Raw genomic sequence first — 23532 nt, 5'->3', positions numbered from 1 at the left:
TCGCTGGCTGCTGTACGGGCGCCGGTCTTAACCGACCGCGCCTTCCATCTGCAGCTCGATCAGCCGGTTGAGCTCGAGGGCGTACTCCATGGGCAGCTCCTTGGCGATCGGCTCGACGAAGCCGCGCACGATCATCGCCATCGCCTCGAACTCGCTGAGACCGCGGCTCATCAGGTAGAAGAGCTGGTCCTCGGAGACCTTGGAGACGGTCGCCTCGTGACCCATGGACACGTCGTCCTCGCGGACGTCGACGTACGGGTAGGTGTCGGAGCGGGAGATGGTGTCCACGAGCAGCGCGTCGCACAGCACGTTGGACTTCGACCCGGCCGCGCCCTCGCCGATCTCGACCAGACCGCGGTAGGAGGTACGGCCGCCACCACGCGCCACGGACTTCGACACGATGTTGGAGGAGGTGTTCGGCGCCATGTGGACCATCTTGGAACCGGCGTCCTGGTGCTGCCCCTCGCCCGCGAAGGCGATCGACAGGGTCTCGCCCTTGGCGTGCTCGCCCATCAGGTAGACGGCCGGGTACTTCATCGTCACCTTGGAGCCGATGTTGCCGTCGATCCACTCCATGGTCGCGCCCTCGTACGCCACGGCGCGCTTGGTGACCAGGTTGTAGACGTTGTTCGACCAGTTCTGGATGGTCGTGTAACGGCAGCGGGCGTTCTTCTTGACGATGATCTCGACGACCGCGGAGTGCAGCGAGTCCGACTTGTAGATCGGGGCGGTGCAGCCCTCGACGTAGTGCACGTAGGCACCCTCGTCGACGATGATCAGGGTCCGCTCGAACTGGCCCATGTTCTCCGTGTTGATACGGAAGTAGGCCTGGAGCGGGATCTCCACGTGCACGCCCGGCGGGACGTAGATGAAGGAGCCGCCCGACCACACGGCGGTGTTCAGCGACGCGAACTTGTTGTCACCGACCGGGATGACGGTGCCGAAGTACTCCTGGAAGAGCTCCGGGTGCTCCTTCAGAGCCGTGTCGGTGTCGAGGAAGATGACGCCCTGCTCCTCCAGGTCCTCGCGGATCTGGTGGTAGACGACCTCGGACTCGTACTGCGCCGCGACACCGGCGACGAGGCGCTGCTTCTCCGCCTCCGGGATGCCGAGCTTGTCGTACGTGTTCTTGATGTCCTCGGGCAGGTCCTCCCAGGACTCCGCCTGCTTCTCCGTGGAGCGTACGAAGTACTTGATGTTGTCGAAGTCGATGCCCGAGAGGTCCGAGCCCCAGTTCGGCATGGGCTTCTTGTCGAACAGGCGCAGGCCCTTGAGGCGGAGCTTGGTCATCCACTCCGGCTCGGACTTCTTCGCGGAGATGTCCCGGACGACGTCCTCGTTCAGACCGCGCTTGGCAGAGGCGCCGGCCTCGTCGGAGTCGGCCCAGCCGTATTCGTACTTGCCCAGGCCCTCGAGTTCGGGGTGAGCAGTCTCCGTAGGGAGAGTCATGCGGGGTTCCTCCCGGCCGTGCTTGCAGATGCGTTGTGGGAAATCTTGGGGATGAACGTCGTGCAGACGCCGTCGCCGTGCGCGATGGTCGCCAGTCGCTGCACGTGGGTTCCGAGCAGCTGGGAGAAGATCTCGGTCTCCGCCTCGCAGAGCTGCGGGAACTTTTCCGCGACATGAGCGACGGGGCAGTGGTGCTGGCACAGCTGTTCGCCGACCGGTGCGCTCCGCGCGGTAGCAGCGTACCCGTCTGCGCTCAAGGCCTTGGCCAGGGCTTCGGTGCGCTCCTCGGGGGCGGCGGCCTCGATGGCCTCGCGGTAGGCGGTGGCCTGTTCGGCGATCCGCGCCCGGGCGAACTCGACGACGGCCTCGTCCCCGCCGAACCGCTCCTGGATGAAGCGCAGGGCGTCCGCGGCGAGCTTGTCGTACGACTGATCGAAGGCGTCGCGTCCGCAGTCGGTGAGCGCGAAGACCTTGGCGGGCCGCCCGCGCGTCCGCGCGCCGTACACCCGCTGCTCCCGCGCCTCCACCACCTCGTCGCCGACGAGCGCGTCCAGATGCCGTCGCACGGCGGCCTGGGTCAGCCCCAGCCGTCCGGCCAGCTCGGCGACGGTCGACGGGCCGTGGTCCAGGATGGACCGCGCGACCCGGTTGCGGGTGGACCGCTCACCGGTCGCGAGTTCCTCGTGGGCCTCGCCGACGTTTTTCACAACGCCATTGTTGCGTAATTCCTCAGAGTCGGGCAAGCGCCGTCCGAACCCGTGGACGGTGCCCTGCGTCACTTAGGTTTACCTAATCTGACCTGGGGAAACGATCTTTGATCGATCAAACAGGGATGTAAATCGGTGGCGTCCCACGCCCTGGTCCGGGAGACTCCCGAGGCATGTCGACACCCCCTCCGACCGGCCCACTTGTCACGCGGACGACCATCGCCGAGGGCCTTCGCGAGCTGGGTGTCAAACCCGGCGAAATCCTTCTCGCGCACGCCTCCCTCAGCTCACTCGGCTGGGTCTGCGGAGGGGCCGTGGCAGTCGTCCAAGGTCTTCTCGACGCACTCGGCCAAGAGGGCACGCTCGTGGTTCCCACCCAGTCGGGCGACCTCTCCGACCCGGCCGTCTGGGGACACCCGCCGGTTCCCGAGGAATGGTGGGAGCCGATCCGGGCGACGATGCCCTCCTACGACCCCCGTGTGACGCCCACGCGCGGGGTCGGCGTGATCCCGGAGACGGTACGGACCTGGCCCGGCGCCCTGCGCAGCGCCCATCCGCAGACCTCCTTCGCCGCCGTCGGCCCGCGCGCGGCGGACATCCTCGACGGACACGCCACCGACTGCCGGCTCGGCGAGCGCAGCCCGCTGGCCCGTCTGGAGGCGCTCCACGCGCGCGTGCTGCTCCTCGGGGCCGGCTACGACGCCTGCACCAGCTTCCATCTCGCCGAGTACCGCATCCCCGCTCCCCTGGTGAAGGTGGGCCGCCCCGGCCCGCTGGGCTGGGAGACCGTCACCGAGGTGTCGATCAGCTCGGACCGGTTCGACGAGCTGGGCCACGACTTCGAGCGGGACCGTCCCGTCGTACGGGGCAAGGTGGGCGCCGCCGACGTGCGGCTGTTCCCCGTCACGGACGCGGTGGCCTACGCCCGGCGGTGGCTGGAGATCCATCGCCCCTCGGCGGAGGAGATCTGAACCCTCCCCCGCGCTCGGCCCGGCTGGAGCGGGGCACCCCCGGGTCCGGGCGGGCGGGCGGCTACCTAGACTCTTGAGCCATGCGAACTGAGCCCGTGGTCCAAGTGCAGGCCCTGGTGAAGCGGTACGGCACGAAGACCGCGGTGGACGGCCTGGACCTGGTGGCCCGGGCGGGTGTGACCGCCGTGCTCGGACCCAACGGCGCGGGCAAGACGACCACGGTCGAGACCTGCGAGGGGTACCGCAAGCCCGACTCCGGGACCGTACGCGTCCTGGGCCTCGACCCGGTGCGGCAGTCCGGTGAGCTGCGGCCCCGGATCGGCGTCATGCTCCAGTCCGGCGGCGTCTACTCGGGCGCCCGGGCCGGCGAGATGCTCCGCCATGTGGCCAAGCTGCACGCCCACCCCCTCGACGTGGACGCCCTCGTCGAACGCCTCGGCCTCGGCAGCTGCGGCCGGACCAGCTACCGCCGCCTCTCCGGCGGCCAGCAGCAGCGGCTCGCGCTCGCCATGGCCGTCGTGGGCCGCCCGGAGCTGGTGTTCCTGGACGAGCCGACGGCCGGCCTCGACCCGCAGGCGCGTCGGGCGACCTGGGACCTGGTGCGCGACCTGCGCACGGACGGCGTCTCGGTGATCCTCACGACCCACTACATGGACGAGGCCGAGCAGCTCGCCGACGACGTGGCGATCATCGACGCGGGCCGGGTCATCGCCCAGGGCTCCCCCGAGGAGCTGTGCCGCGGCGGCGCCGAGAACACCCTGCGCTTCACCGGGCGCCCGGGCCTCGACGTCGGTTCCCTGCTCAAGGCCCTCCCCGCCGACTGCACGGCGGCGGAGCTGACCCCGGGCTCGTACCGGGTGGCCGGCAAGGTCGACCCGCAACTCCTCGCCACGGTCACCTCCTGGTGCGCCCAGCACGGGGTGATGCCGGAGAAGATCTCGGTGGAACGGCACACCCTGGAAGACGTCTTTCTGGAACTGACCGGCAAGGAGCTGCGCTCGTGACCGTGGGTACGTACGCCCCGAAGCCCGGGGCCGCCCCGCTTCCCCGCATGATCATGGCGCAGGCGGCGCTGGAGACGAGGATGCTCCTGCGCAACGGCGAGCAGCTGCTGCTCACCGTGATCATCCCGACCCTGCTGCTGGTCCTGTTCAGCACGGTGGACGTCGTGGACACCGGTGCGGGCGAGGCCGTCGACTTCCTCGCCCCCGGCATCCTCGCCCTCGCGGTGATGTCCACGGCGTTCACGGGCCAGGCCATCGCCACGGGCTTCGAGCGCCGCTACGGCGTCCTCAAGCGCCTCGCCTCCTCCCCGCTCCCCCGCTGGGGCCTGATGACGGCGAAGACCCTGTCGGTCCTGGTCACCGAGGTGCTCCAGGTACTGCTGGTGACCGTCATCGCCTTCGCGCTCGGCTGGGACCCGCAGGGCAACCCGCTGGCCGTGGTGCTGCTGCTGATCCTCGGCACGGCCGCCTTCTCCGGCCTCGGCCTGCTCATGGCGGGCACCCTGAAGGCCGAGGCCACGCTCGCCGCCGCCAACCTGGTCTTCCTGCTGCTTCTGGTGGGCGGCGGGGTCATCGTGCCGCTGGACAAGTTCCCGGACGCGGCACAGGACGTGCTCGGGCTGCTGCCGATCGCGGCGCTGTCGGACGGACTGCGGGACGTGCTCCGGGACGGGGCCGGGATGCCCTGGGCCGACCTGGGCGTTCTCGCGGTGTGGGCGGTGGCCGGGCTGGCCGCGGCGGGGAAGTTCTTCCGCTGGGAGTAACCCCTCGTGAAAGCGTGCACAAGCCCGGGCCTACGATAGGGCGCGTGCCAAACCTGACCCGCGCCGACGCCGTAGCGGCCGTGCGCAACCCGCTCGCCTTCATCGCCGCACGCTGGACCCCGGATCCGAGGACGGTTCAGCGGGCGGCCCTCGCCGCCCTCGTCATGTCGGTGGTCATCGTGGTCACCGGCGGCGCCGTGCGGCTCACCGGTTCCGGGCTCGGCTGCCCGACCTGGCCGAAGTGCACCGAGGACTCGATCAACAACACCGCTGAGATGGGCATCCACGGCTACATCGAGTTCGGCAACCGTCTGCTGACGTACGTGCTGTGCGCCGCCGTCGGCTGGGCGATCATCGCCGCGCGCTCCGAGAAGCCGTACCGGCGCAGCCTGACCCGGCTGGGCTGGGCGCAGTTCTGGGTGGTGATGGGCAACGCGATCCTCGGCGGGATCGTCGTGCTGGTCGGTCTGAACCCCTACACGGTCGCCGCGCACTTCCTGCTCTCCACGGCGCTGATCGCGGTCGCCACGGTGATGTGGCAGCGCACCCGCGAAGGCGACGAGGCGCCTCGCCCGCTGGTCGGCAAGTCGGTGCAGCAGCTGGTCCGGGTCATGGTGGTGGCCACGGTCCTGCTGATCGCGGTCGGCACCGTCGTCACCGGCGCGGGTCCGCACGCGGGTGACTCCAGCGAGGTCGAGCGGATGCCGCTGGACTGGGAGAACGTCAGCAGGCTGCACGCGGTCCTGGCCTGGATCGTGGTGACCCTGACCTTCGCCCTGTGGTTCGTCCTCAAGGCGGTCGACGCCCCGCCCGGCCCCCTCGCCCGTACCCGCGACCTGTTCCTGGTCCTCCTCGGCCAGGGCGTCATCGGCTACGTGCAGTACTTCACCGACCTGCCCGAGATCCTGGTGGGAGCCCACATGTTCGGCTCTTGCCTGGTGTGGATCGGCACCCTGCGGGTGCTGCTGGCACTCAGGGAACGGCCGTCGGCGGAGGTCGCGGTGCCGGGCCCGGCGGCCGAGGCAGCGCTCAGCAAGGCCTGAGCCCGGCTCAGTCCGCCCGTACCCCCGTCGAGGGCTCAGTCCAGCCCGTACACCCGCCGGGCGTTCCCCGCCGCGATCAGGCCGGCCACGCGCCGGGCGTCCGTCAGTGACCAGGCGCTCTCCGCGACCCAGGTGCCGAGGACGCGGCCGAGGGCCTCGCGGAAGAGGCGGGCGCCGACGACGTGCAGTTCCGGGAGTTCCTGGCCGCCGCTGGAGAAGAGGATCTTGCCGAAGGGGGCGAGTTCCAGGATCTCGGCGAGGACCGTCGCCGCGCGGGCGCCGGTGCGGACCAGCGCGGCGCCGGAGTCGGCGTAGACGTGGGGGAAGACGCCGGCCAGGTGGGCGGCCTGGCGGTGGTACGGATAGCCGTGGAGCAGGATCAGGTCGGTGCCGAGCCCCGCCGTGGCGCGCACGAAGTCGGTCAGCAGGACCGGGTCCGTGCGGTCGATGCGCAGTCCCGGTTCACCGAGCCCCGCGTGCAGCTGGAGCGGCAGTCCCGAGGCGACCGCGCTCCACAGCAGATGCCGTAGCAGCACCGGATCGGTCAGCTCCCCGCCCACCCGCCGCCCGGCGAGCCAGCGCCCGGCCGCGCCGCGCACCTCGCCCGGACCCGGCGGTTCGGGTGCCAGTGCAAGACCGTGCCGCACGCCCGCCACCGAGGTGAAGGCGACCGCGTGCGTCGCGGCGCCGTGGACCGACTCGGCGAGGTTGGCCAGGAAGGACTCGACGGTCCCGGAGGTGTCGGCGACCTGTTCCGCGAGGAGTTCCAGGCGCACGATCTCATGCGCGTCGGCGGCCCCGGCGCAGGCCAGCTCCTCGGGTCCGGTGAGGTCCCCGGGCAGCCCGGTGTCGACCAGGTACGTCGTGATGCCGCTGCCGCGCAGCAGCCGCCGGCCCGCCTCCAGTACGCCGAGTTCCCGGCGCCGGGCGAGATAGCGGGCGGGCGGGCAGTGCGGTTCCAGGCCGAGCAGCGGGGGGCACCAGCGTCGTACGGCGAAACCCGTCTGCGTGTCGAAGAGGGTCGTGCCGGGAGCGGGCGGCCCCTCGGTCCGCGCGAGCCGGGCCTCGAACGTGCCGAGACCCAGCTCGGTGCGGAGCACTCCGTGGCAGTACTGGTCCACGAGGGACGGCGTTTCGATCATCCGGACTCCCCGCGCTCGCCTTTACGGGGCTTAACGGGTGGACCGGGGTGAGGGGTGCGGGCGGAACGCCTCAGCCGTTCTTCGGTCCGCCGACCTGGATTCCGGCCATCCGGGACCACTCGTACGGGCCGGTCCTGACCTTCGCCGCGAACTCGCCGTCGAACTCTTCGTGAACAGTGATGCCCGCCTTGGCCACCGCCTGTTCGGCGATCTGGTAGGTCGGGGCCACCAGGTCGCCCCAGCCGCCGTCCTCGCCGACGAGGACGATCCGGGCGCCGCGCTCGCCGATGTAGGCCACCTGGCCCTCGGCGCCGCCGTGTGCCTTGGAGAAGGCGCTGATCTGCTTGGCCAGCTTGGCCACCCGGCGCTCGGCCTTCGCGTCAACCGCTTGCGTGTCTGCCATGGTCAGGATGCTACTCACCGGTAGATCGACTGGCGAGGCCAGGGGACTGTGACGTACGTCAGCGCAGGAAGGGGTCCACCGCGACCGCGACGAACAGCAGCGAGACATAGGTGATGGACCAGTGGAACAGCCGCATCTCCTTCAGCTTCGCGCCCGTCACCTCGGCCTTGGCCCGGTTCTGCAGGGCGTGCGCCTCCCACAGCCACCAGCCGCCCGCCACCAGGGCGACCAGCGTGTAGAACCAGCCCGTGTAGCCGAGCGGGGTCAGCAGCAGAGAGACCGCGACCATGACCCAGCTGTAGAGCACGATCTGCTTGGCGACGACCTTGTTGGAGGCGACGACCGGGAGCATCGGCACGCCCACGCGCGCGTAGTCCTCCCTGACCTTCATCGACAGCGGCCAGTAGTGCGGCGGCGTCCAGAAGAACATGACGAGGAAGAGGATGACGGGCGCCCACGACAGCGAGTTCGTGACCGACGACCAACCGATCAGCACCGGCATGCAGCCCGCGATGCCGCCCCAGACGATGTTCTGGGAGGTACGGCGCTTGAGGATCATCGTGTAGACCACGACGTAGAAGAGGAGCGCCCCGAGCGCGAGCCAGGCGCTCAGCCAGTTGACGGTCAGGCCGAACAGCAGCGTCGAGACCACCGCGAGAGTGATGCCGAAGGCCAGGCACTCGCGCGGGCTCACCATGCCGGTGACCAGCGGACGCTGCGAGGTGCGGTCCATCAGTGCGTCGATGTCGCGGTCGATGTACATGTTGAGCGCGTTGGCGCCGCCCGCGGAGAGGTAGCCGCCCAGGCAGGTCAGCAGCACGAGCTGCAGATCGGGCACGCCCTGCTGCGCCAGGAACATCACCGGAACGGTGGTGATCAGCAGCAGTTCGATGATCCGCGGCTTGGTCAGCGCCACGAACGCCTTGACCCGGGCCCCGATCGGCCGCCGGCTCGGGCTCTGGCTCGTCCCGATAATCCCCGCTGGACGGGATTCAACGGCCGTCACGCACACCCCTGACAGAGACATCCCAGCAAGCCCTCCCCGTGTGAGGTCCCGGTAAAGGCTCGCGCGTACCACGCCACTCTAGACGTTGCCCAGACCCGGACATTCGCGGGGGTGGCCTCGTGTTGGGCACGGCCGCTGGAAGAGCCGATCGGCACTCGATTGAGCACTCGTTCGAGCGGCTTCGTATTCACTTGCCGAGCACGGTACGGACCAGTCGGGAGGCGGATCCCGACGACTCCCGGCAGTCTGGAATGACTCGAAAAAACGCACGTACATACGGGGGTAGGCTCGACAACGGCCGGGGCGCTCCGTGCACCGGCGATTCGACATGCGTGACATGTGGAGAGGAGCCCTGACCCAGGGTGAGCACCAAGCCGACCACCACAGACCTCGAGTGGACCGAACTGGACCAGCGGGCCGTGGACACCGCCCGCGTCCTGGCCGCCGACGCCGTACAGAAGGTCGGCAACGGCCATCCCGGTACGGCGATGAGCCTTGCGCCCGCCGCGTACACCCTCTTCCAGAAGGTGATGCGGCACGACCCGGCCGATGCCGACTGGGTCGCCCGGGACCGCTTCGTGCTGTCCGCGGGCCACTCGTCCCTGACCCTCTACACCCAGCTGTACCTGGCCGGCTTCGGCCTGGAGCTGGACGACCTGAAGTCGTTCCGTACGTGGGGCTCGAAGACCCCCGGCCACCCGGAGTACGGCCACACCACGGGGGTGGAGACCACCACGGGCCCGCTCGGCCAGGGTGTCGCCAACGCGGTGGGCATGGCGATGGCCGCCCGCTACGAGCGCGGTCTGTTCGACCCGGAGGCTCCCGCCGGTGAGTCGCCGTTCGACCACTACATCTACTGCATCGCCGGTGACGGCTGCCTCCAGGAGGGCATCTCCGCCGAGGCCTCCTCCCTCGCGGGCCACCAGAAGCTCGGCAACCTGGTCCTGCTGTGGGACGACAACCACATCTCGATCGAGGGCGACACCGAGACGGCCGTCTCGGAAGAGGTCACCAAGCGGTACGAGGCGTACGGCTGGCACGTGCAGCGCGTCGAGCCGCAGGCCAACGGCGACCTGGACCCGGCCGCCATCTACGAGGCGATCCAGAAGGCCAAGGCCGTCACGGACAAGCCGTCGTTCATCGCGATGCGCTCGATCATCGCCTGGCCCGCCCCGAACGCCCAGAACACCGAGGCCGCGCACGGCTCGGCGCTCGGCGACGACGAGGTCGCGGCCACCAAGCGCGTCCTCGGCTTCGACCCGGAGCAGAGCTTCGAGGTCGCCGACGAGGTCATCGACCACACCCGCCAGGCGCTGGAGCGCGGCCGTCAGGCCAAGGCGGAGTGGGAGAAGTCCTTCCAGGAGTGGCGCAACAGCAACCCCGAGCGTGCCGCCGAGTTCGACCGCATCAGCAAGGGCGAGCTGCCCGCGGGCTGGGAGTCGGCGATCCCGGTGTTCGAGCCCGGCAAGGGTGTCGCCACCCGCGCCGCGTCCGGCAAGGTGCTCCAGGCGCTCGGCCCGGTCGTCCCGGAGCTGTGGGGCGGCTCGGCCGACCTCGCCGGCTCCAACAACACGACGATCGACAAGACCTCCTCGTTCCTCCCGGCGGACAACCCGCTGCCCGAGGCGAACCCGTACGGCCGCACGATCCACTTCGGCATCCGCGAGCACTCCATGGCCGCGGAGATGAACGGCATCACGCTGCACGGCAACACCCGCGTCTACGGCGGCACCTTCCTGGTGTTCTCCGACTACATGCGCAACGCCGTCCGTCTGTCGGCCCTGATGCACCTGCCGGTGACGTACGTGTGGACGCACGACTCCATCGGTCTCGGTGAGGACGGCCCGACGCACCAGCCGATCGAGCACCTCGCCTCGCTGCGCGCCATCCCGGGTCTGAACGTGGTCCGCCCCGCGGACGCCAACGAGACCGCCATCGCCTGGCGAGAGATCCTCAAGCGGTACACGAAGGTCTTCGGCAAGGGTCAGCCGCACGGCCTGGCGCTGACCCGTCAGGGCGTGCCGACGTACGAGCCCAACGAGGACGCCGCGAAGGGCGGTTACGTCCTCTTCGAGGCGTCGGGCGGCTCCCCCGAGGTGATCCTGATCGCCACCGGTTCCGAGGTGCACGTCGCCGTCGCCGCCCGCGAGCAGCTCGAGGCGGACGGGGTGCCCACGCGCGTCGTGTCCATGCCGTCGGTGGAGTGGTTCGAGGAGCAGGACCAGGGGTACCGGGACAGCGTCCTGCCGCCCGCGGTCAAGGCGCGCGTCGCCGTGGAGGCGGGCATCGGTCTCACCTGGCACAAGTACGTCGGGGACGCCGGCCGCATCGTTTCGCTGGAGCACTTCGGCGCTTCGGCCGACGGCAAGGTCCTCTTCCAGGAGTACGGCTTCACTGCGGAGAACGTGGCCGCGAAGGCGCGGGAATCCCTCGCCGCCGCCCAGCGCTGACGCCTCACATACGACACGTAGGAGATGTAATTCCATGACAGACGCACTCAAGCGCCTCTCCGAGGAAGGCGTGGCGATCTGGCTGGACGACCTGTCGCGCAAGCGGATCACGTCCGGCAACCTCGCCGAGCTGATCGACCAGCAGCACGTCGTGGGCGTCACCACCAACCCGACCATCTTCCAGAAGGCCATCTCGTCGGGTGACGGTTACGAGCAGCAGCTCTCCGACCTCGCCGCCCGCAAGGTCACCGTCGAAGAGGCGGTCCGCATGATCACCACGGCGGACGTCCGCGACGCCGCCGACATCCTGCACCCGGTCTTCGAGGCCACCGGCGGCCAGGACGGCCGCGTGTCGATCGAGGTCGACCCGCGCCTGGCCCACAACACCAAGGCGACCGTCGCCGAGGCCAAGCAGCTGGCCTGGCTGGTCGACCGCCCCAACACGCTGATCAAGATCCCGGCCACCAAGGCGGGCCTGCCGGCCATCACCGAGGTGATCGGCAACGGCATCAGCGTCAACGTCACGCTGATCTTCTCGCTCGAGCGCTACCGCGAGGTCATGGACGCCTACCAGGCGGGCCTGGAGAAGGCCAAGGAGAAGGGCCTCGACCTCTCTCTGATCCACTCCGTGGCGTCCTTCTTCGTGTCCCGGGTGGACACCGAGATCGACAAGCGGATCGACGCGCTCGGCACCGACGAGGCCAAGGCCGCCCGCGGCAAGGCCGGCGTCGCCAACGCCCGCCTCGCCTACCAGGCGTACGAGGAGGTCTTCGGCACCGACCGCTGGGCCGCGCTGGAGAAGGCGGGCGCCAACAGGCAGCGCCCGCTGTGGGCCTCCACCGGCGTGAAGGACCCGGCCTACAAGCCGACCCTGTACGTCGACGAGCTGGTCGCGCCGAACACGGTGAACACCATGCCGGAGGCCACCCTGCAGGCCACCGAGGAGGGTGGCGAGATCCGCGGCAACGCCGTCGCCGGCACCTACGAGCAGGCCCGCGCCGAGCTCGACGCCGTCGAGAAGCTCGGGATCTCGTACGACGACGTCGTACGGCTGCTGGAGGAAGAGGGCGTCGAGAAGTTCGAGGCGTCCTGGAACGACCTGCTCAAGTCGACCGAGGCGGAGCTGGAGCGCCTCGCACCCTCGGAGGGCTAAACCTTGTCGAGCAGCAATCCGCTGCGTGACCCCGCCGACCGACGGCTCCCGCGTATCGCGGGGCCGTCGGGCCTGGTCATCTTCGGCGTCACGGGCGATTTGTCACGAAAGAAGCTCATGCCCGCCGTGTACGACCTCGCGAATCGGGGTCTGCTGCCGCCAGGTTTCTCGCTGGTCGGCTTCGCCCGGCGTGAGTGGGCCAACGAGGACTTCGCCCAGGAGGTCCACGACGCGGTCAAGGAGCACGCCCGGACCCCCTTCCGCGAGGAGGTCTGGCACCAGCTCATCCAGGGCATGCGGTTCGTCCAGGGCACCTTCGACGACGACGAGGCCTTCGAGCGGCTGCGCGACACCATCGAGGAGCTGGACAAGGCACAGGGCACGGGCGGCAACTTCGCCTTCTACCTGTCGGTGCCGCCGCGCTCCTTCCCGGTGGTCATCCAGCAGCTGAAGAAGCACGGCCTCGCCGACCAGACGGGCGGCTCCTGGCGGCGCGCGGTCATCGAGAAGCCCTTCGGCCACGACCTGAAGTCGGCCGAGGAGCTCAACAAGGTCGTGCACGAGGTCTTCGCCCCGGACCAGGTCTTCCGCATCGACCACTACCTGGGCAAGGAGACCGTCCAGAACATCCTGGCGCTGCGCTTCGCCAACACGATGTTCGAGCCGATCTGGAACCGGTCCTTCGTCGACCACGTCCAGATCACGATGGCCGAGGACATCGGCATCGGCGGCCGGGCCGGCTACTACGACGGCATCGGCGCCGCCCGTGACGTCATCCAGAACCACCTCCTGCAGCTGATGGCCCTGACGGCCATGGAGGAGCCCGCCTCCTTCGACGCCGACGCGCTGGCCGCGGAGAAGACCAAGGTGCTCGGTGCCGTACGGCTGCCGAAGGACCTGGGCCGGGACACCGTGTTCGCGCAGTACGCGGCCGGCTGGCAGGGCGGCGAGAAGGCGGTCGGCTACCTCCAGGAGGAGGGCATCGACCCCAAGTCGAAGACCGACACCTACGCCGCGATCAAGCTGTCGGTGGACAACCGCCGCTGGGCGGGCGTCCCCTTCTACCTGCGTACCGGAAAGCGCCTCGGCCGCCGGGTCACCGAGATCGCGGTGGTCCTGCAGCGGGCGCCGCACTCCCCCTTCGACCACACGGCGACGGAGGAGCTCGGCAAGAACGCGATCGTGATCCGCGTCCAGCCCGACGAGGGCGTCACGGTCCGCTTCGGCTCCAAGGTGCCCGGCACCTCCATGGAGATCCGGGACGTGTCCATGGACTTCGCCTACGGCGAGTCCTTCACGGAGTCCAGCCCGGAGGCGTACGAGCGCCTCATCCTGGACGTCCTGCTCGGCGACTCGAACCTCTTCCCGCGCACCGAGGAGGTCGAGCTGTCCTGGAAGATCCTCGACCCGATCGAGGAGTACTGGGACAAGCACGGCACACCGGCGCAGTACCCGGCCGGTACCTGGGGTCCCGTCGAGGCGGACGACATGCTCGAGCGAGACGGACGGAGCTGGCGCCGGCCATGAAGACAGACCTCACGGACACCACGGCCAGCAAGATAAACAAGGCCCTCGTCCAGGGGCGCCGGGCGATCGGCACCCCTGCCGTGGGCATGGTGCTCACGCTGGTCATCGTGACGGACGAGGAGAACGCGTACGACGCGCTCAAGGCCGCGAACGACGCCTCGCGCGAGCACCCCTCGCGCACCCTCGTGGTCATCAAGCGCGTCTCGCGCTCGCCCCGCGACCGCACGAAGTCCCGCCTCGACGCCGAGGTGCGGGTGGGCGCGGACGCGGGGACGGGCGAGACGATCGTGCTGCGGCTGTACGGCGATGTCGTCGACCACGCCCAGTCGGTCGTCCTCCCGCTGCTGCTGCCGGACGCCCCGGTCGTGGTCTGGTGGCCGGTGAACGCGCCGCTGGACCCGGCGAGCGACCCGCTGGGCGCCCTCGCCCAGCGCCGGGTGACGGACACCTACGCCGCCGAGCAGCCGGTACGGGAGCTGTCGGCCCGCGCCGACACCTACACCCCCGGCGACACGGACCTGTCCTGGACCCGGATCACGCCGTGGCGCTCGATGCTGGCGGCCGCTCTGGACCAGGTGGTCTGCGAGGTGCGGGACGTCGAGGTGGAGGGCGAGGAGTTCAATCCGAGTTGTGAGCTGCTGGCGATGTGGCTCGCGGACCGGCTGGACGTCCCCGTGAAGCGGTCGCTGTCGTCGGGCCCCGGCCTGACGGCGGTCCGTATGTCCACCGACTGCGGCCCGATCGTCCTGGACCGGGCGGACGGCTCGCTGGCGACCCTGTCCATCGAGGGCCAGCCCGACCGCGCGGTGGCGCTCAAGCGCCGCGAGACGGCCGAGCTGATCGCGGAGGAACTGCGCCGCCTCGACCCGGACGACACCTACGCCTCCGCGCTGCGGTTCGGCGTGGAGCGGCTGAACCCGGTCGTCGCGGAGGCGGCGGTCGAAGAGGAGGCCGTCGCCGTGGAGACGCCGGTCGAGGAGGCCGCCAAGGCTCCCGCGAAGAAGGCGGCAAAGAAGGCCCCGGCGAAGAAGGCGGCGGCCAAGTGAGCACTCCGCAGCTGGTCGTGCACCGCGACAAGGAGCTGATGGCGCAGGCGGCGGCGGCCCGGCTGATCACGAAGATCGTGGACGCGCAGGCCTCCCGGGGCGCCGCGTCCGTGGTCCTCACCGGCGGCCGCAACGGCAACGGCCTGCTGGCCGCGCTGGCCGCCGCACCGGCCCGGGACGCCGTCGACTGGGGGCGCCTGGACCTGTGGTGGGGCGACGAGCGGTTCCTGCCCGAGGGTGACCCGGAGCGCAATGTCACGCAGGCCCGCGAGGCCCTGCTGGACGCGGTGCCTCTGGACCCCAAGCGGGTGCACGCCATGCCCGCGTCGGACGGCCCGCTCGGCACCGACGCGGACGCGGCCGCGGCGGCCTACGCCGAGGAGCTGGCCCTCGCGGCCGGCCCCGAGAACCACGGCGCGGTGCCGACGTTCGACGTGCTGATGCTGGGCGTCGGCCCGGACACCCATGTGGCGTCCCTGTTCCCGGAGTTGCCCGCGGTCCGCGAGACGGAACGGACGGTGGTGGGCGTCCACGGCGCCCCCAAGCCCCCGCCCACCCGGATCACCCTGACCCTCCCGGCGATCCGGGCGGCCAGGGAGGTCTGGCTCCTGGCCGCCGGCGAGGACAAGGCCCAGGCGGCGGCCATCGCCCTGTCGGGCGCGGGCGAGATCCAGGCCCCGGCGGCGGGCGCCCGGGGCAGGCAGCGCACCCTGTGGCTCCTGGACACGGCGGCGGCCTCCCAGCTGCCGCGCTCGCTGTACCCGCCGGCGTCGGCGTAACGCCTTCGGGGCTTCACTGGATCCCCCGTGGACCCAGTGAAGCCCCGCGCTCGTTCCGTCCCTACTTGACCGACCCCGCCATCACCCCCTGCACGAAGTGCCGCTGGAAGGCGAAGAAGACGGCCACCGGCACGATGAGGGAGACGAAGGCGCCGGGGGCCAGGACGTCGATGTTGCTGCCGAACTGCCGTATTTGGGACTGGAGTTCCACGGTCAGGGGCTGGGACGCGCTGTCCGCGAAGAGGAGGGCGACCAGCATGTCGTTCCAGACCCAGAGGAACTGGAAGATGGCCAGCGACGCGATCGCGGGACGGCCCACCGGCAGGATGAGCCGGGTGAAGATCCGCCACTCCCCGCCGCCGTCCATGCGCGCCGCCTCCAGCATCTCCTTCGGCAGCTCGGCGAAGTAGTTCCGCAGCAGGAACACCGCGAACGGCAGTCCGTACGCGACATGGAACAGCACCACACCCGGGATGGTGCCGAACAGCCCCAGCTGGCCGAAGAGTTTGGCCACCGGGAGCAGGCCGACCTGGATCGGGACCACCAGCAGCGCCACCACGACCAGGAAGATCGCGTCCCGGCCGGGGAACTCCAGCCAGGCGAAGGCATATCCGGCCAGCGCCGCGAGGACCACGACCAGCACGGTCGTCGGCACCGAGATCAGCACCGTGTTCCAGAACGCCTGGGTGATCCCCGCGTTCTCCAGCAGCGCCGAGTAGTTGTCGAATGACAGCTGGCCGGGGCTGGTGAACACCGTCCACCAGCCGCCCCGCGCGGTGTCCTCGGCCGACCGCAGGGAGGACATCAGCAGTCCGGCCAGCGGCGTCACCCACACCAGGCCGACGACGACGAGGAACGCCTGCACGAACCCGTTGCCCAGATGGCGCCTCACGGCCTTCATCGCTGACTCCTCTTGAAACGCCGGACGTTGAAGACCATCGCCGGGATGACCAGCAGCAGGAGCAGGACCCCGAGCGCGCTGCCGAGCCCCTGGTTGTTGCCGCCGCCGAACGACACGAGCCACATCTGGGTCGCGAGCACGGTGGCGTCCTCCTGCACCGGGCCCGGCGCGATGATGTAGACGAGGTCGAACACCTTCATCACATTGATCACGAGCGTCACGAACACCACCGTCAGCACCGGCGCCAGCAGCGGCACCGTGATCTTCCGGAAGATCTGCCACTCGTTCGCGCCGTCCATCCGCGCCGCCTCCAGCGCGTCCCGCGGCAGGGTGGCGAGCCCGGCGCCGATCAGCACCATCGCGAACCCGGTCCAGATCCACAGGTACGCCCCGATGATCGCCGGCGTCACCAGCACCGGCCCGAGCCACGAGATCCCCTCGTAGGGCGCGGCGAAGTTCGACGCGGGCAGCCGTAGGCCGTAGGCGCCTTCGTCCAGGTCCCGGAAGCTGAAGGAGCCGTCGGCGGCCGTGGTCGTGGTGGCCGCCGTACGCCCGTCGCGCACCGCCTCCACCGTGATCTCCGGCAGCCCGCTCTCGCGCCGGTCGACCCGGCCCTGTTCCCCTCCCCCACCGGGTGTGAAGTCCAGGTAGACCACTCCGCGCAGTTCACCGGGGGCGGCCTCGCGGGCGGCGGCCGGGTAGGCCGGTCCGGCCTCCGCGGGCAGTTCCCTGGGCGGGACGCCGACCAGGCCGAGGGCCAGGGAGTCACCCGGCGAGGCGCTGGCGCTGGTCCGGTACGAGCCGTCCGGCTCCTTGCTGAGCCCCTGGCCGTCGCGGGCCCGGGCCGTGGGGTAGGCCGAGGTGCCCTGCACGGCGTCGTGCACCGCGACCGCGGCCGCGTTCAGGACGCCCTTGTCGGGGTCCTCGTCGTAGGCGAGCCGGAAGATGATGCCCGCGGCGAGGAAGGACACCGCCATCGGCATGAACAGCAGCAGCTTGAACGCGGTGGCCCAGCGGACCTTCTCCACCAGCACGGCCAGGATCAGGCCGAGCCCGGTCAGCAGGGCCGGGGCGACCACCACCCAGATCGCGGTGTTGCGGACGGCCTTGAGGGTGGCCGGGTCGCGGAACATCTCGGAGTAGTTCTCGCCGCCGACGAACCGGGTGCCGGACGCGTCGAAGAAGCTGCGGCCGACGGAGAACAGCACCGGGTAGACGACGAGCGCGCCGAGCAGCAGCAGCGCGGGGAGGACGAAGAGGAGGGCGACGAGCCGCCCGCGCCGCCGCAGGCGCCGGGCCCGCTGGGGCAGCGGCACGGGCGGCGGGGGGCTCGTCTCCTGCACGAGGGTCGCGGTCATGGCGCGTCAGCCCTTGTACGCCTTGGCCGCGGCGGCCTCCAGCTTCGCCGCGGTCGCCTTCGGGTCGGCGGGGTCGCGCAGGAAGTCCTGGAGGATCTTCCACTCGCCGGTGCCCTTGGTGCCGCCGAAGGCCGCGGGCGCCTGGTCGGACATGTCGAAGCGGACCGAGTCCCCGGCGGCGATCAGGGACTTGGCGGTCGCGCGGGTGACGCCGTCGCTGTAGGCGGCGGGGTCGACCTTCTTGTTCGGCGACAGGAACCCGCCCGCCTCGGCCCACACCGCGGCGGCCTCCGGGGTCGCCAGGAACTCCACGAGCGCCTGCGCGGCCTTCTGGTTCTTCCCGTCCTTCAGTACGACGGCGGCGTCACCGCCGCTGACGACGGGCGCGGTGCCGCCGTCGACCGCCGGGAAGGGGAAGAAGTTGGCGTCGTCGCCGATCGACCGGCCGAACTGGTCCTTGGCGACCCCGGCCACGAAGTCCCCCTCGTAGACCATGCCGGCCTCCGCCTCGGGCCCGAAGACCTTCTCCACCGAGCCGGGGAAGTCGGTGTTCAGGGCGCCGTCCCGGCCGCCCGCTATGAGCTGCTCGTCCTTGAAGAGCGTGCCGAGCGTGGTGAGCGCCTCGACGACGCTGGCGTCGGTCCACTTCAGCTCGTGCGCGGCGAGGGCGTCGTACTTCTCGGGTCCGGCCTGGGAGAGATAGACGTTCTCGAACCAGTCGGTGAGCGTCCAGCCGTCCTGTCCGGCCACCGAGAAGGCGGCGAGCCCGGAGTCGGAGACCGTGCGCCCGGCCTTCAGCATCGCGTCGAAGGTGCGCGGCGGCTCCACCCCGGCCTGGTCGAGGGCCTCGGGGCTGTACCAGACGGTCGACTTGTGGGCGGCCTTGAAGTAGAGGCCGTAGAAGGTGCCGTCGACGCTGCCGTACGACTTCCAGACCTCGGCGAAGTTGGCGTCGACGGACTCCTCGGTGGTCTTGGACAGCGGCTTGAGCCAGCCCTGTTCGGCGAACTGCTTGAGCACGCCGACCTGCGGGACCATGACGACGTCGGGGGCGTTGCCGCCCTCGATCTTGCTGCCGACGACGGTGGAGACGTTGTCGCCGGTGGAGACGAACTGGGTCTTGGCGCCGGTCTTCTCGGTGAAGGCGTCCAGGACCTTCTGGAAGTTCTTCTGTTCGCTGCCGGACCAGACTCCGGCCACGGTGACCGTCTGGCCGCCGAGCGCCTGGTCGCCGCCGCCGGCCGAGACCGGTCCGCCGCCGCAGGCGGTGGCGCCGAGCGCCAGGGCGAGGGCGGTGCAGCTCATGAGCAGGGTGGAGCGTCGTCGCATCATCGTTGATGTCCCTTCAGGGGTGGGGAATTGACGGAGGTTCAGAGCCACCAGGCGGCCGTGGAGCCGGGCAGTACCCCGGTCGGGCAGGGGCCGCTGGAGAGGAGCGGGGCACCGGCGACCGGCGCGGGCGCCGGTGCCGTACCGAAGTTGACGGCGCAGACGAGGCCGTCGCCGCGGGTGAAGGCGAGGACGTCCGGCGCGCTGTCCAGCCAGCGCAGCTCACCCTCGCCCAACTGGGGCAGTGAGGCGCGCAGTTGGAGGCCGTCGCGGTACAGGTGCCAGAAGGAGCGGGTGTCGGCGAGGGCTCGGTCGGTGGCGTACTCGGCGAAGTAGTCCGGCTGCGGCAGCCACGGCTTGGCGCCCTCGACCCCGGAGGTGAAGCCGAACGGCGAGGCCTGCCCCGACCAGGGCAGCGGCACCCGGCAGCCGTCCCGGATCCGGGCCCGGCTGCCGGTGCGCCGGAAGATCGGGTCGGTGAGCACGTCGTCGGGAAGGTCCACGACCTCGGGCAGACCCAGCTCCTCGCCCTGGTAGATGTACGCGGCCCCGGGCAGCGCCAGCATCAGCAGCGCGGCGGCGCGGGCGCGGGCGGCGCCGAGCCCGCTGCCCTCGGTGGCGGGTTCGCCGTAGCGGGTGACCGTGCGGACCTGGTCGTGGTTGTTGAGGACCCAGGTGACCGTCGAACCCGTGCCGGCTATGTCCTGTATGGCCTCGGAGATGACCTTGCGGAAGGCGTCGGCGGCCCAGGGGGCGCCGAGCAGGTCGAAGAAGAAGGCCTGGTGGAGTTCGTCGGGGCGGACGTAGAGGGCGTGCTCGCGGGCGGTCGGCACGGAGACCTCGCCGACGAGGAGCCGTTCGCGGCCGTCGCGGGCCGTGTACTCCTCGCATGTCGCGCGCCACGCGCGCCACACCTCGTGCACCTCGGGCTGGTTCCAGGCGAGCGGGTTGACCGAGTCGCGGGTGCGGGCGTCGGCCTCCGGGTCCTCGGAGTCGGGCAGCTCCGGGTGCTTGTAGAGACCGGCGGCGACGTCGATGCGGAAGCCGTCGACGCCCCGGTCGAGCCAGAAGCGGAGCGTGCGGTCGAAGTCGGCGCCGACCGACGGGTTCCGCCAGTTCCAGTCGGGCTGTTCGGGCGTGAACATGTGCAGGTACCACTGGCCGTCCTCGACCCGGGTCCAGGCCGGGCCGCCGAACATGGCGTGCCAGTTGTTGGGCGGCTCGGCCCCCTCGGGACCCCGGCCGTCGGCGAAGTGGAAGCGGGCGCGGGCGGCGCTGCCGGGCGCCGCGGCGAGCGCCTCGCGGAACGCCGGGTGCTCGCTGGAGCAGTGGTTCGGGACGATGTCCAGCACCACCTTGACGCCGAGCCGCCGGGCGGCGGCCATCAGCAGGTCGAACTCGGCGAGGTCGCCGAAGAGGGGGTCGACGTCGCGATAGTCGGCGACGTCGTACCCGTGATCGTGCTGCGGCGAGGGATAGAAGGGGCTCAGCCAGATCCCGTCCACGCCCAGCTTCTTCAGATACGGCAGCCCGGCCCGGACGCCTGCGAGGTCGCCCACGCCGTCCCCGGTGCTGTCCAGGAAGCTGCGGACGTACACCTGATAGATCACCGCGTCACGCCACCAGCGGTACTTACTCAACATGTATGCATGTTAGGTAGGCGGGACACACGGGTGTCAATGAAAAGTAGCCTCACCGAAGCCGAATGAGATGTCGCCGTTACCTAACAAGTAACTAGCAAGAGGTAGTGATCAGGGCGAGCTAGCGCCCGGAGACGGCGGCGAGCTCGCGCGCCAGTCGCCGTACGGCCGCCGCGGGCGTCGTGCGCCCGGTCATCGCGTCGCGGACCACCGCCTGCACCACCAGGCTGACCTGGTCGTAGCGCGGGCTCTTGGGGCGCGGGGCGGCCGTCAGCACGCTCTCGCGCAGGGTCGGGAGGTAGGGGAACCGCCTGACGAGCCCGGGATCCTCGTAGAGATCCGCCCGCACCGGCGGTAGCGCGCCCCGCGTGAGGACCTGGCGCTGGACGCGCTCACTGGTCAGGTACGCCATCAGTCGCGCGGCGGAGTCGGGATGCCGGGCGTGCGTGGAGACGGCCAGGTTGGAGCCACCGAGCACGCTGGTCCCCGGCCCGTCCGGCCCCGGCAGCGGCACCGCGCCTATCCGCCCGGCGACCGGCGACCCCTCGGCGGACGCGCCGACATAGGCGTAGGGCCAGTTGCGGAGGAACAGCAGGCGGCCCTCCTGGAAGGCCTGCTTGGACTCCTCCTCCTTGTAGGCCAGCGCCCGCTCGGGGATCCAGCCCTCGCGCACCCCGCGCGCCAGGAACCCGATGCCCTCGCGCGCGGCGGCCGAGTCGACGGTGACGCGCTCGCCCTCGCCGCCGAGGATGGAACCGCCCGCCGAGTACACGGCCTCGGCCGCGTTGACGGTCAGCCCCTCGTACGGCAGGAACTGGCCCGCGTATCCGTCGAGCCCGTGCTTGGGCGCGACGGTCTTCGCCAGGTGCTCCAACTCGGCCCAGGTGCGCGGTGGTTCGACGCCTTCCTCGGCGAGGACGTCCTTGCGGTAGAGGAGCAGACCGGCGTTGGTGACGTACGGGACGGCGTACAGCCGACCGTCGTAGGTCGCCGTGTCGACGACCGGGCGCAGGAAGGAGTCCAGCGGGAAGCGGTCGCGCGGCAGCGGCCGGATCCAGCCGGCGGCCGCGAACTCCGAGGTCCAGTTGACATCGATGTTGAGGATGTCGAACCTGCCGCGGTCGTCGCCCCGCAGGTCCGTCGCCATCTGGGCGTGCGTCTCGTCCGCGGAGTCCGGCAGTTCGACGAGGGTGACCCGCTCGCCGGGATGCGTACGGTTCCAGCCCTCCAGCAGGGGGCCGAGATAGCCGGTGAGGTCACCGGCGGTGGCGAGGGTGAGCGGACCGCGGTCCGGCTCCCGTCCTTCCCCCACCCCCGAGGCCGCGTATCCGGTCAGGACGATCAACAGAACGAGGAGTCCCCTACCGGCGGTGTGTATCCACCGCATAGGTTCCTCCCTGTACACCGGCACGGGCGTCGTCGCCCGGGTCAGAGGCCATGTATACCTGTTAGGTATGCGCGATACTAGGGTCTGTCGCACATTACGCCACCCGCACCTGGCGAGGACCCGAGGAGGACAGCACGAGTGCGCCTGCCCCTCCTGGCACTCCTCGCGCGCGGCCCCGCCCACGGCTACGAGCTCAAGCAGGACCTTGAGCAACTGCTGGGCTCGGCGTACCCTCAGCCGAACGTCGGCCAGATCTATGTCACCCTCGGCCGCCTCGAGAAGACGGGACTGATCGAGGGCGAGGACGTCGAACAGTCGAGCCGGCCCAACAAGAAGGTCTACCACCTCACCGAGGCCGGGCGAGAGGCGCTGAGCGTCTGGTTCGAGGACACCGAGGACGAGCCCCGGGTGCGGGACGAGTTCTTCATGAAGCTCGCCCTGGCTCCCCGGACCGGGCTCGCCGACCAGATCACCCTCATCAACAAACAGCGGCGCCAGTACCTCACCACCATGCGCAACCTCTCGAAGCTGGCCGCCGCCGAAGACCGCGACAACCGCATCGCCCATCTGCTGATCGAGGGCGCGATGCTGCATCTCCAGGCCGACCTCGACTGGCTGGAGCGCTGCCAGGAAGAGCTGGAGGAGCTGGAATGAGCGACGGTCCCGCTCCCGCGCTGCACGCCGAGGGCCTGGTCAAGACGCATTACGGCGAGGGCGCCCCGGCGCATGCCGTGCGCGGGGTCGAGCTGTCCGTCCAGGGTGGGGAGTTCGTCGCGATCACCGGGCCGTCCGGTGCCGGGAAGTCGACGCTGCTGCATCTGCTGGGCGGACTGCAGCGGCCCGACGGCGGCAGCATCCGGCTGGACGGCGTGCCCACGGAGGCGTGGAGCGAGGCCCGCTGGGCCGTGGAGCGCAGGAAGCGGATCGGCATCGTCTTCCAGTTCTTCAACCTGGTGTCGAACCTGTCCGTCGCCGACAACGTCGAACTGCCCGCCCTTCTCGCCGGGACCCCGCCGAAGAAGGCCCGCGCCGAGCGCGAGGAACTGCTCGCTGAGCTGGGACTCGCGGGCAAGGAGCGCAGCATGCCGGGCGAGCTGTCCGGCGGTGAGCAGCAGCGCGTCGCGCTGGCCCGGGCCCTGGTCAACCATCCGCCGCTGCTGCTCGCCGACGAGCCCGCGGGCAGCCTCGACAGCAAGGGCACCCGCGAGGTGATGCGGCTGCTGTCCCGCTTCCACCAGCGCGGCCAGACGATCCTGCTGGTCACCCATGACGCCCGCCTGGCCTCCGCCGCGGACCGAGTGATCAGCTTCTTCGACGGCCGCATAGCCGACGACGCCACCCTGACCGACACCGCGCCGCCGCGCCGCTCGGGCATATCGGGTGTGCTGGAGCTCAGGGACTGAGATGGCGGGTCACGGGAGCCGGAGCCAAAGGACCGGTCTGCGGATGTACGACGACGTCCGGGAGGCCTGA

21 protein-coding genes are annotated in these 23532 nt (G+C 70.5%); 11 read left to right on the top strand and 10 right to left on the bottom strand.

Features of this window, described 5'->3' with window-relative positions:
* Positions 1 to 27: 27 nt before the first annotated feature.
* Positions 28 to 1449: a Fe-S cluster assembly protein SufB gene (sufB, locus tag ACWDRW_RS19875; protein ID WP_451724858.1), complete on the bottom strand. Its 1422-nt coding sequence runs from the start codon at positions 1447 to 1449 to the stop codon at positions 28 to 30.
* Positions 1446 to 2156, bottom strand: coding sequence for a helix-turn-helix transcriptional regulator (locus tag ACWDRW_RS19870; protein ID WP_451724856.1), 711 nt, complete (start codon positions 2154 to 2156; stop codon positions 1446 to 1448). The genes sufB and ACWDRW_RS19870 overlap by 4 nt, the downstream gene beginning before the upstream one ends.
* A gap of 173 nt (positions 2157 to 2329) precedes the next feature.
* On the opposite strand from ACWDRW_RS19870, the gene ACWDRW_RS19865 reads away from it, so the two are divergent.
* From ACWDRW_RS19865 to ACWDRW_RS19850, 4 genes are all read left to right on the top strand, one after another.
* Positions 2330 to 3127, top strand: coding sequence for an aminoglycoside N(3)-acetyltransferase (locus tag ACWDRW_RS19865; protein ID WP_451724855.1), 798 nt, complete (start codon positions 2330 to 2332; stop codon positions 3125 to 3127).
* Positions 3128 to 3207: 80 nt separating this feature from the next.
* On the top strand, positions 3208 to 4131 hold the full coding sequence (locus ACWDRW_RS19860) for an ABC transporter ATP-binding protein (RefSeq protein ID WP_451724854.1): 924 nt from the start codon (positions 3208 to 3210) through the stop codon (positions 4129 to 4131).
* A 47-nt stretch (positions 4132 to 4178) separates the two neighbouring features.
* A complete protein-coding gene (locus tag ACWDRW_RS19855) occupies positions 4179 to 4895 on the top strand; it encodes an ABC transporter permease (RefSeq protein ID WP_451724897.1) in 717 nt (238 codons plus the stop codon).
* Between the two features lie 53 nt (positions 4896 to 4948).
* Positions 4949 to 5938 carry a COX15/CtaA family protein gene (locus ACWDRW_RS19850; protein ID WP_451724896.1) on the top strand — a complete coding sequence of 330 codons (990 nt, stop codon included), beginning with the start codon at positions 4949 to 4951 and terminating at the stop codon, positions 5936 to 5938.
* 35 nt (positions 5939 to 5973) lie between these two features.
* On the opposite strand, the gene ACWDRW_RS19845 is transcribed toward ACWDRW_RS19850, so the two are convergent.
* The 3 genes from ACWDRW_RS19845 to ACWDRW_RS19835 all read right to left on the bottom strand — a co-directional run bounded on the left by ACWDRW_RS19845 (position 5974) and on the right by ACWDRW_RS19835 (position 8510).
* Entirely contained in the window at positions 5974 to 7080 is a 1107-nt protein-coding gene (locus ACWDRW_RS19845; RefSeq protein WP_451724851.1) for an amidohydrolase family protein, read from the bottom strand.
* Positions 7081 to 7150: 70 nt separating this feature from the next.
* Positions 7151 to 7483: a hypothetical protein gene (locus tag ACWDRW_RS19840; RefSeq protein WP_451724849.1), complete on the bottom strand. Its 333-nt coding sequence runs from the start codon at positions 7481 to 7483 to the stop codon at positions 7151 to 7153.
* A gap of 58 nt (positions 7484 to 7541) precedes the next feature.
* Positions 7542 to 8510: a heme o synthase gene (locus ACWDRW_RS19835; RefSeq protein ID WP_451724846.1), complete on the bottom strand. Its 969-nt coding sequence runs from the start codon at positions 8508 to 8510 to the stop codon at positions 7542 to 7544.
* 341 nt (positions 8511 to 8851) lie between these two features.
* Here ACWDRW_RS19835 and tkt point away from each other — a divergent pair, with 341 nt between their 5' ends.
* The 5 genes from tkt to pgl are packed head-to-tail and all read left to right on the top strand — an operon-like array spanning position 8852 to position 15444.
* The gene (gene tkt / locus ACWDRW_RS19830) at positions 8852 to 10939 is read left to right on the top strand and encodes a transketolase (RefSeq protein ID WP_451724843.1); all 2088 of its coding nucleotides are present in this window, start codon (positions 8852 to 8854) and stop codon (positions 10937 to 10939) included.
* A gap of 34 nt (positions 10940 to 10973) precedes the next feature.
* Entirely contained in the window at positions 10974 to 12092 is a 1119-nt protein-coding gene (tal, locus tag ACWDRW_RS19825; RefSeq protein ID WP_451724840.1) for a transaldolase, read from the top strand.
* Positions 12093 to 12095: 3 nt separating this feature from the next.
* The gene (gene zwf, locus ACWDRW_RS19820; RefSeq protein WP_451724837.1) at positions 12096 to 13619 is read left to right on the top strand and encodes a glucose-6-phosphate dehydrogenase; all 1524 of its coding nucleotides are present in this window, start codon (positions 12096 to 12098) and stop codon (positions 13617 to 13619) included.
* Positions 13616 to 14665 (top strand): glucose-6-phosphate dehydrogenase assembly protein OpcA, encoded by a 1050-nt coding sequence (gene opcA, locus ACWDRW_RS19815; RefSeq protein WP_451724836.1) that lies wholly within the window; start codon positions 13616 to 13618, stop codon positions 14663 to 14665. The genes zwf and opcA overlap by 4 nt, the downstream gene beginning before the upstream one ends.
* Complete coding sequence (gene pgl, locus ACWDRW_RS19810; RefSeq protein WP_451724834.1) at positions 14662 to 15444, top strand: 6-phosphogluconolactonase; 783 nt, start codon at positions 14662 to 14664, stop codon at positions 15442 to 15444. Before opcA ends, pgl begins: the two co-directional genes overlap by 4 nt.
* A gap of 61 nt (positions 15445 to 15505) precedes the next feature.
* On the opposite strand, the gene ACWDRW_RS19805 is transcribed toward pgl, so the two are convergent.
* The 5 genes from ACWDRW_RS19805 to ACWDRW_RS19785 form a co-directional block, all read right to left on the bottom strand.
* Positions 15506 to 16345: a carbohydrate ABC transporter permease gene (locus ACWDRW_RS19805; RefSeq protein ID WP_451724832.1), complete on the bottom strand. Its 840-nt coding sequence runs from the start codon at positions 16343 to 16345 to the stop codon at positions 15506 to 15508.
* Positions 16342 to 17703, bottom strand: a complete 1362-nt coding sequence (locus tag ACWDRW_RS19800; RefSeq protein ID WP_451724831.1) for a carbohydrate ABC transporter permease — start codon at positions 17701 to 17703, stop codon at positions 16342 to 16344. The genes ACWDRW_RS19805 and ACWDRW_RS19800 overlap by 4 nt, the downstream gene beginning before the upstream one ends.
* Positions 17704 to 17709: 6 nt before the next feature.
* Positions 17710 to 19035 (bottom strand): ABC transporter substrate-binding protein, encoded by a 1326-nt coding sequence (locus ACWDRW_RS19795; RefSeq protein ID WP_451724828.1) that lies wholly within the window; start codon positions 19033 to 19035, stop codon positions 17710 to 17712.
* Between the two features lie 38 nt (positions 19036 to 19073).
* Positions 19074 to 20675 carry a glycoside hydrolase family 13 protein gene (locus ACWDRW_RS19790; RefSeq protein ID WP_451724827.1) on the bottom strand — a complete coding sequence of 534 codons (1602 nt, stop codon included), beginning with the start codon at positions 20673 to 20675 and terminating at the stop codon, positions 19074 to 19076.
* Positions 20676 to 20793: 118 nt separating this feature from the next.
* The gene (locus ACWDRW_RS19785) at positions 20794 to 22059 is read right to left on the bottom strand and encodes an ABC transporter substrate-binding protein (RefSeq protein WP_451724825.1); all 1266 of its coding nucleotides are present in this window, start codon (positions 22057 to 22059) and stop codon (positions 20794 to 20796) included.
* Between the two features lie 138 nt (positions 22060 to 22197).
* On the opposite strand from ACWDRW_RS19785, the gene ACWDRW_RS19780 reads away from it, so the two are divergent.
* Entirely contained in the window at positions 22198 to 22713 is a 516-nt protein-coding gene (locus ACWDRW_RS19780) for a PadR family transcriptional regulator (RefSeq protein ID WP_451724824.1), read from the top strand.
* Positions 22710 to 23462, top strand: coding sequence for an ABC transporter ATP-binding protein (locus ACWDRW_RS19775; protein WP_451724822.1), 753 nt, complete (start codon positions 22710 to 22712; stop codon positions 23460 to 23462). Before ACWDRW_RS19780 ends, ACWDRW_RS19775 begins: the two co-directional genes overlap by 4 nt.
* Positions 23463 to 23532: the final 70 nt, after the last annotated feature.

The organism is Streptomyces sp. NPDC003635, from assembly GCF_053587635.1.
Note: the sequence above shows the minus strand (reverse complement) of the source record. Positions and strands in the feature narration are given on the sequence as shown.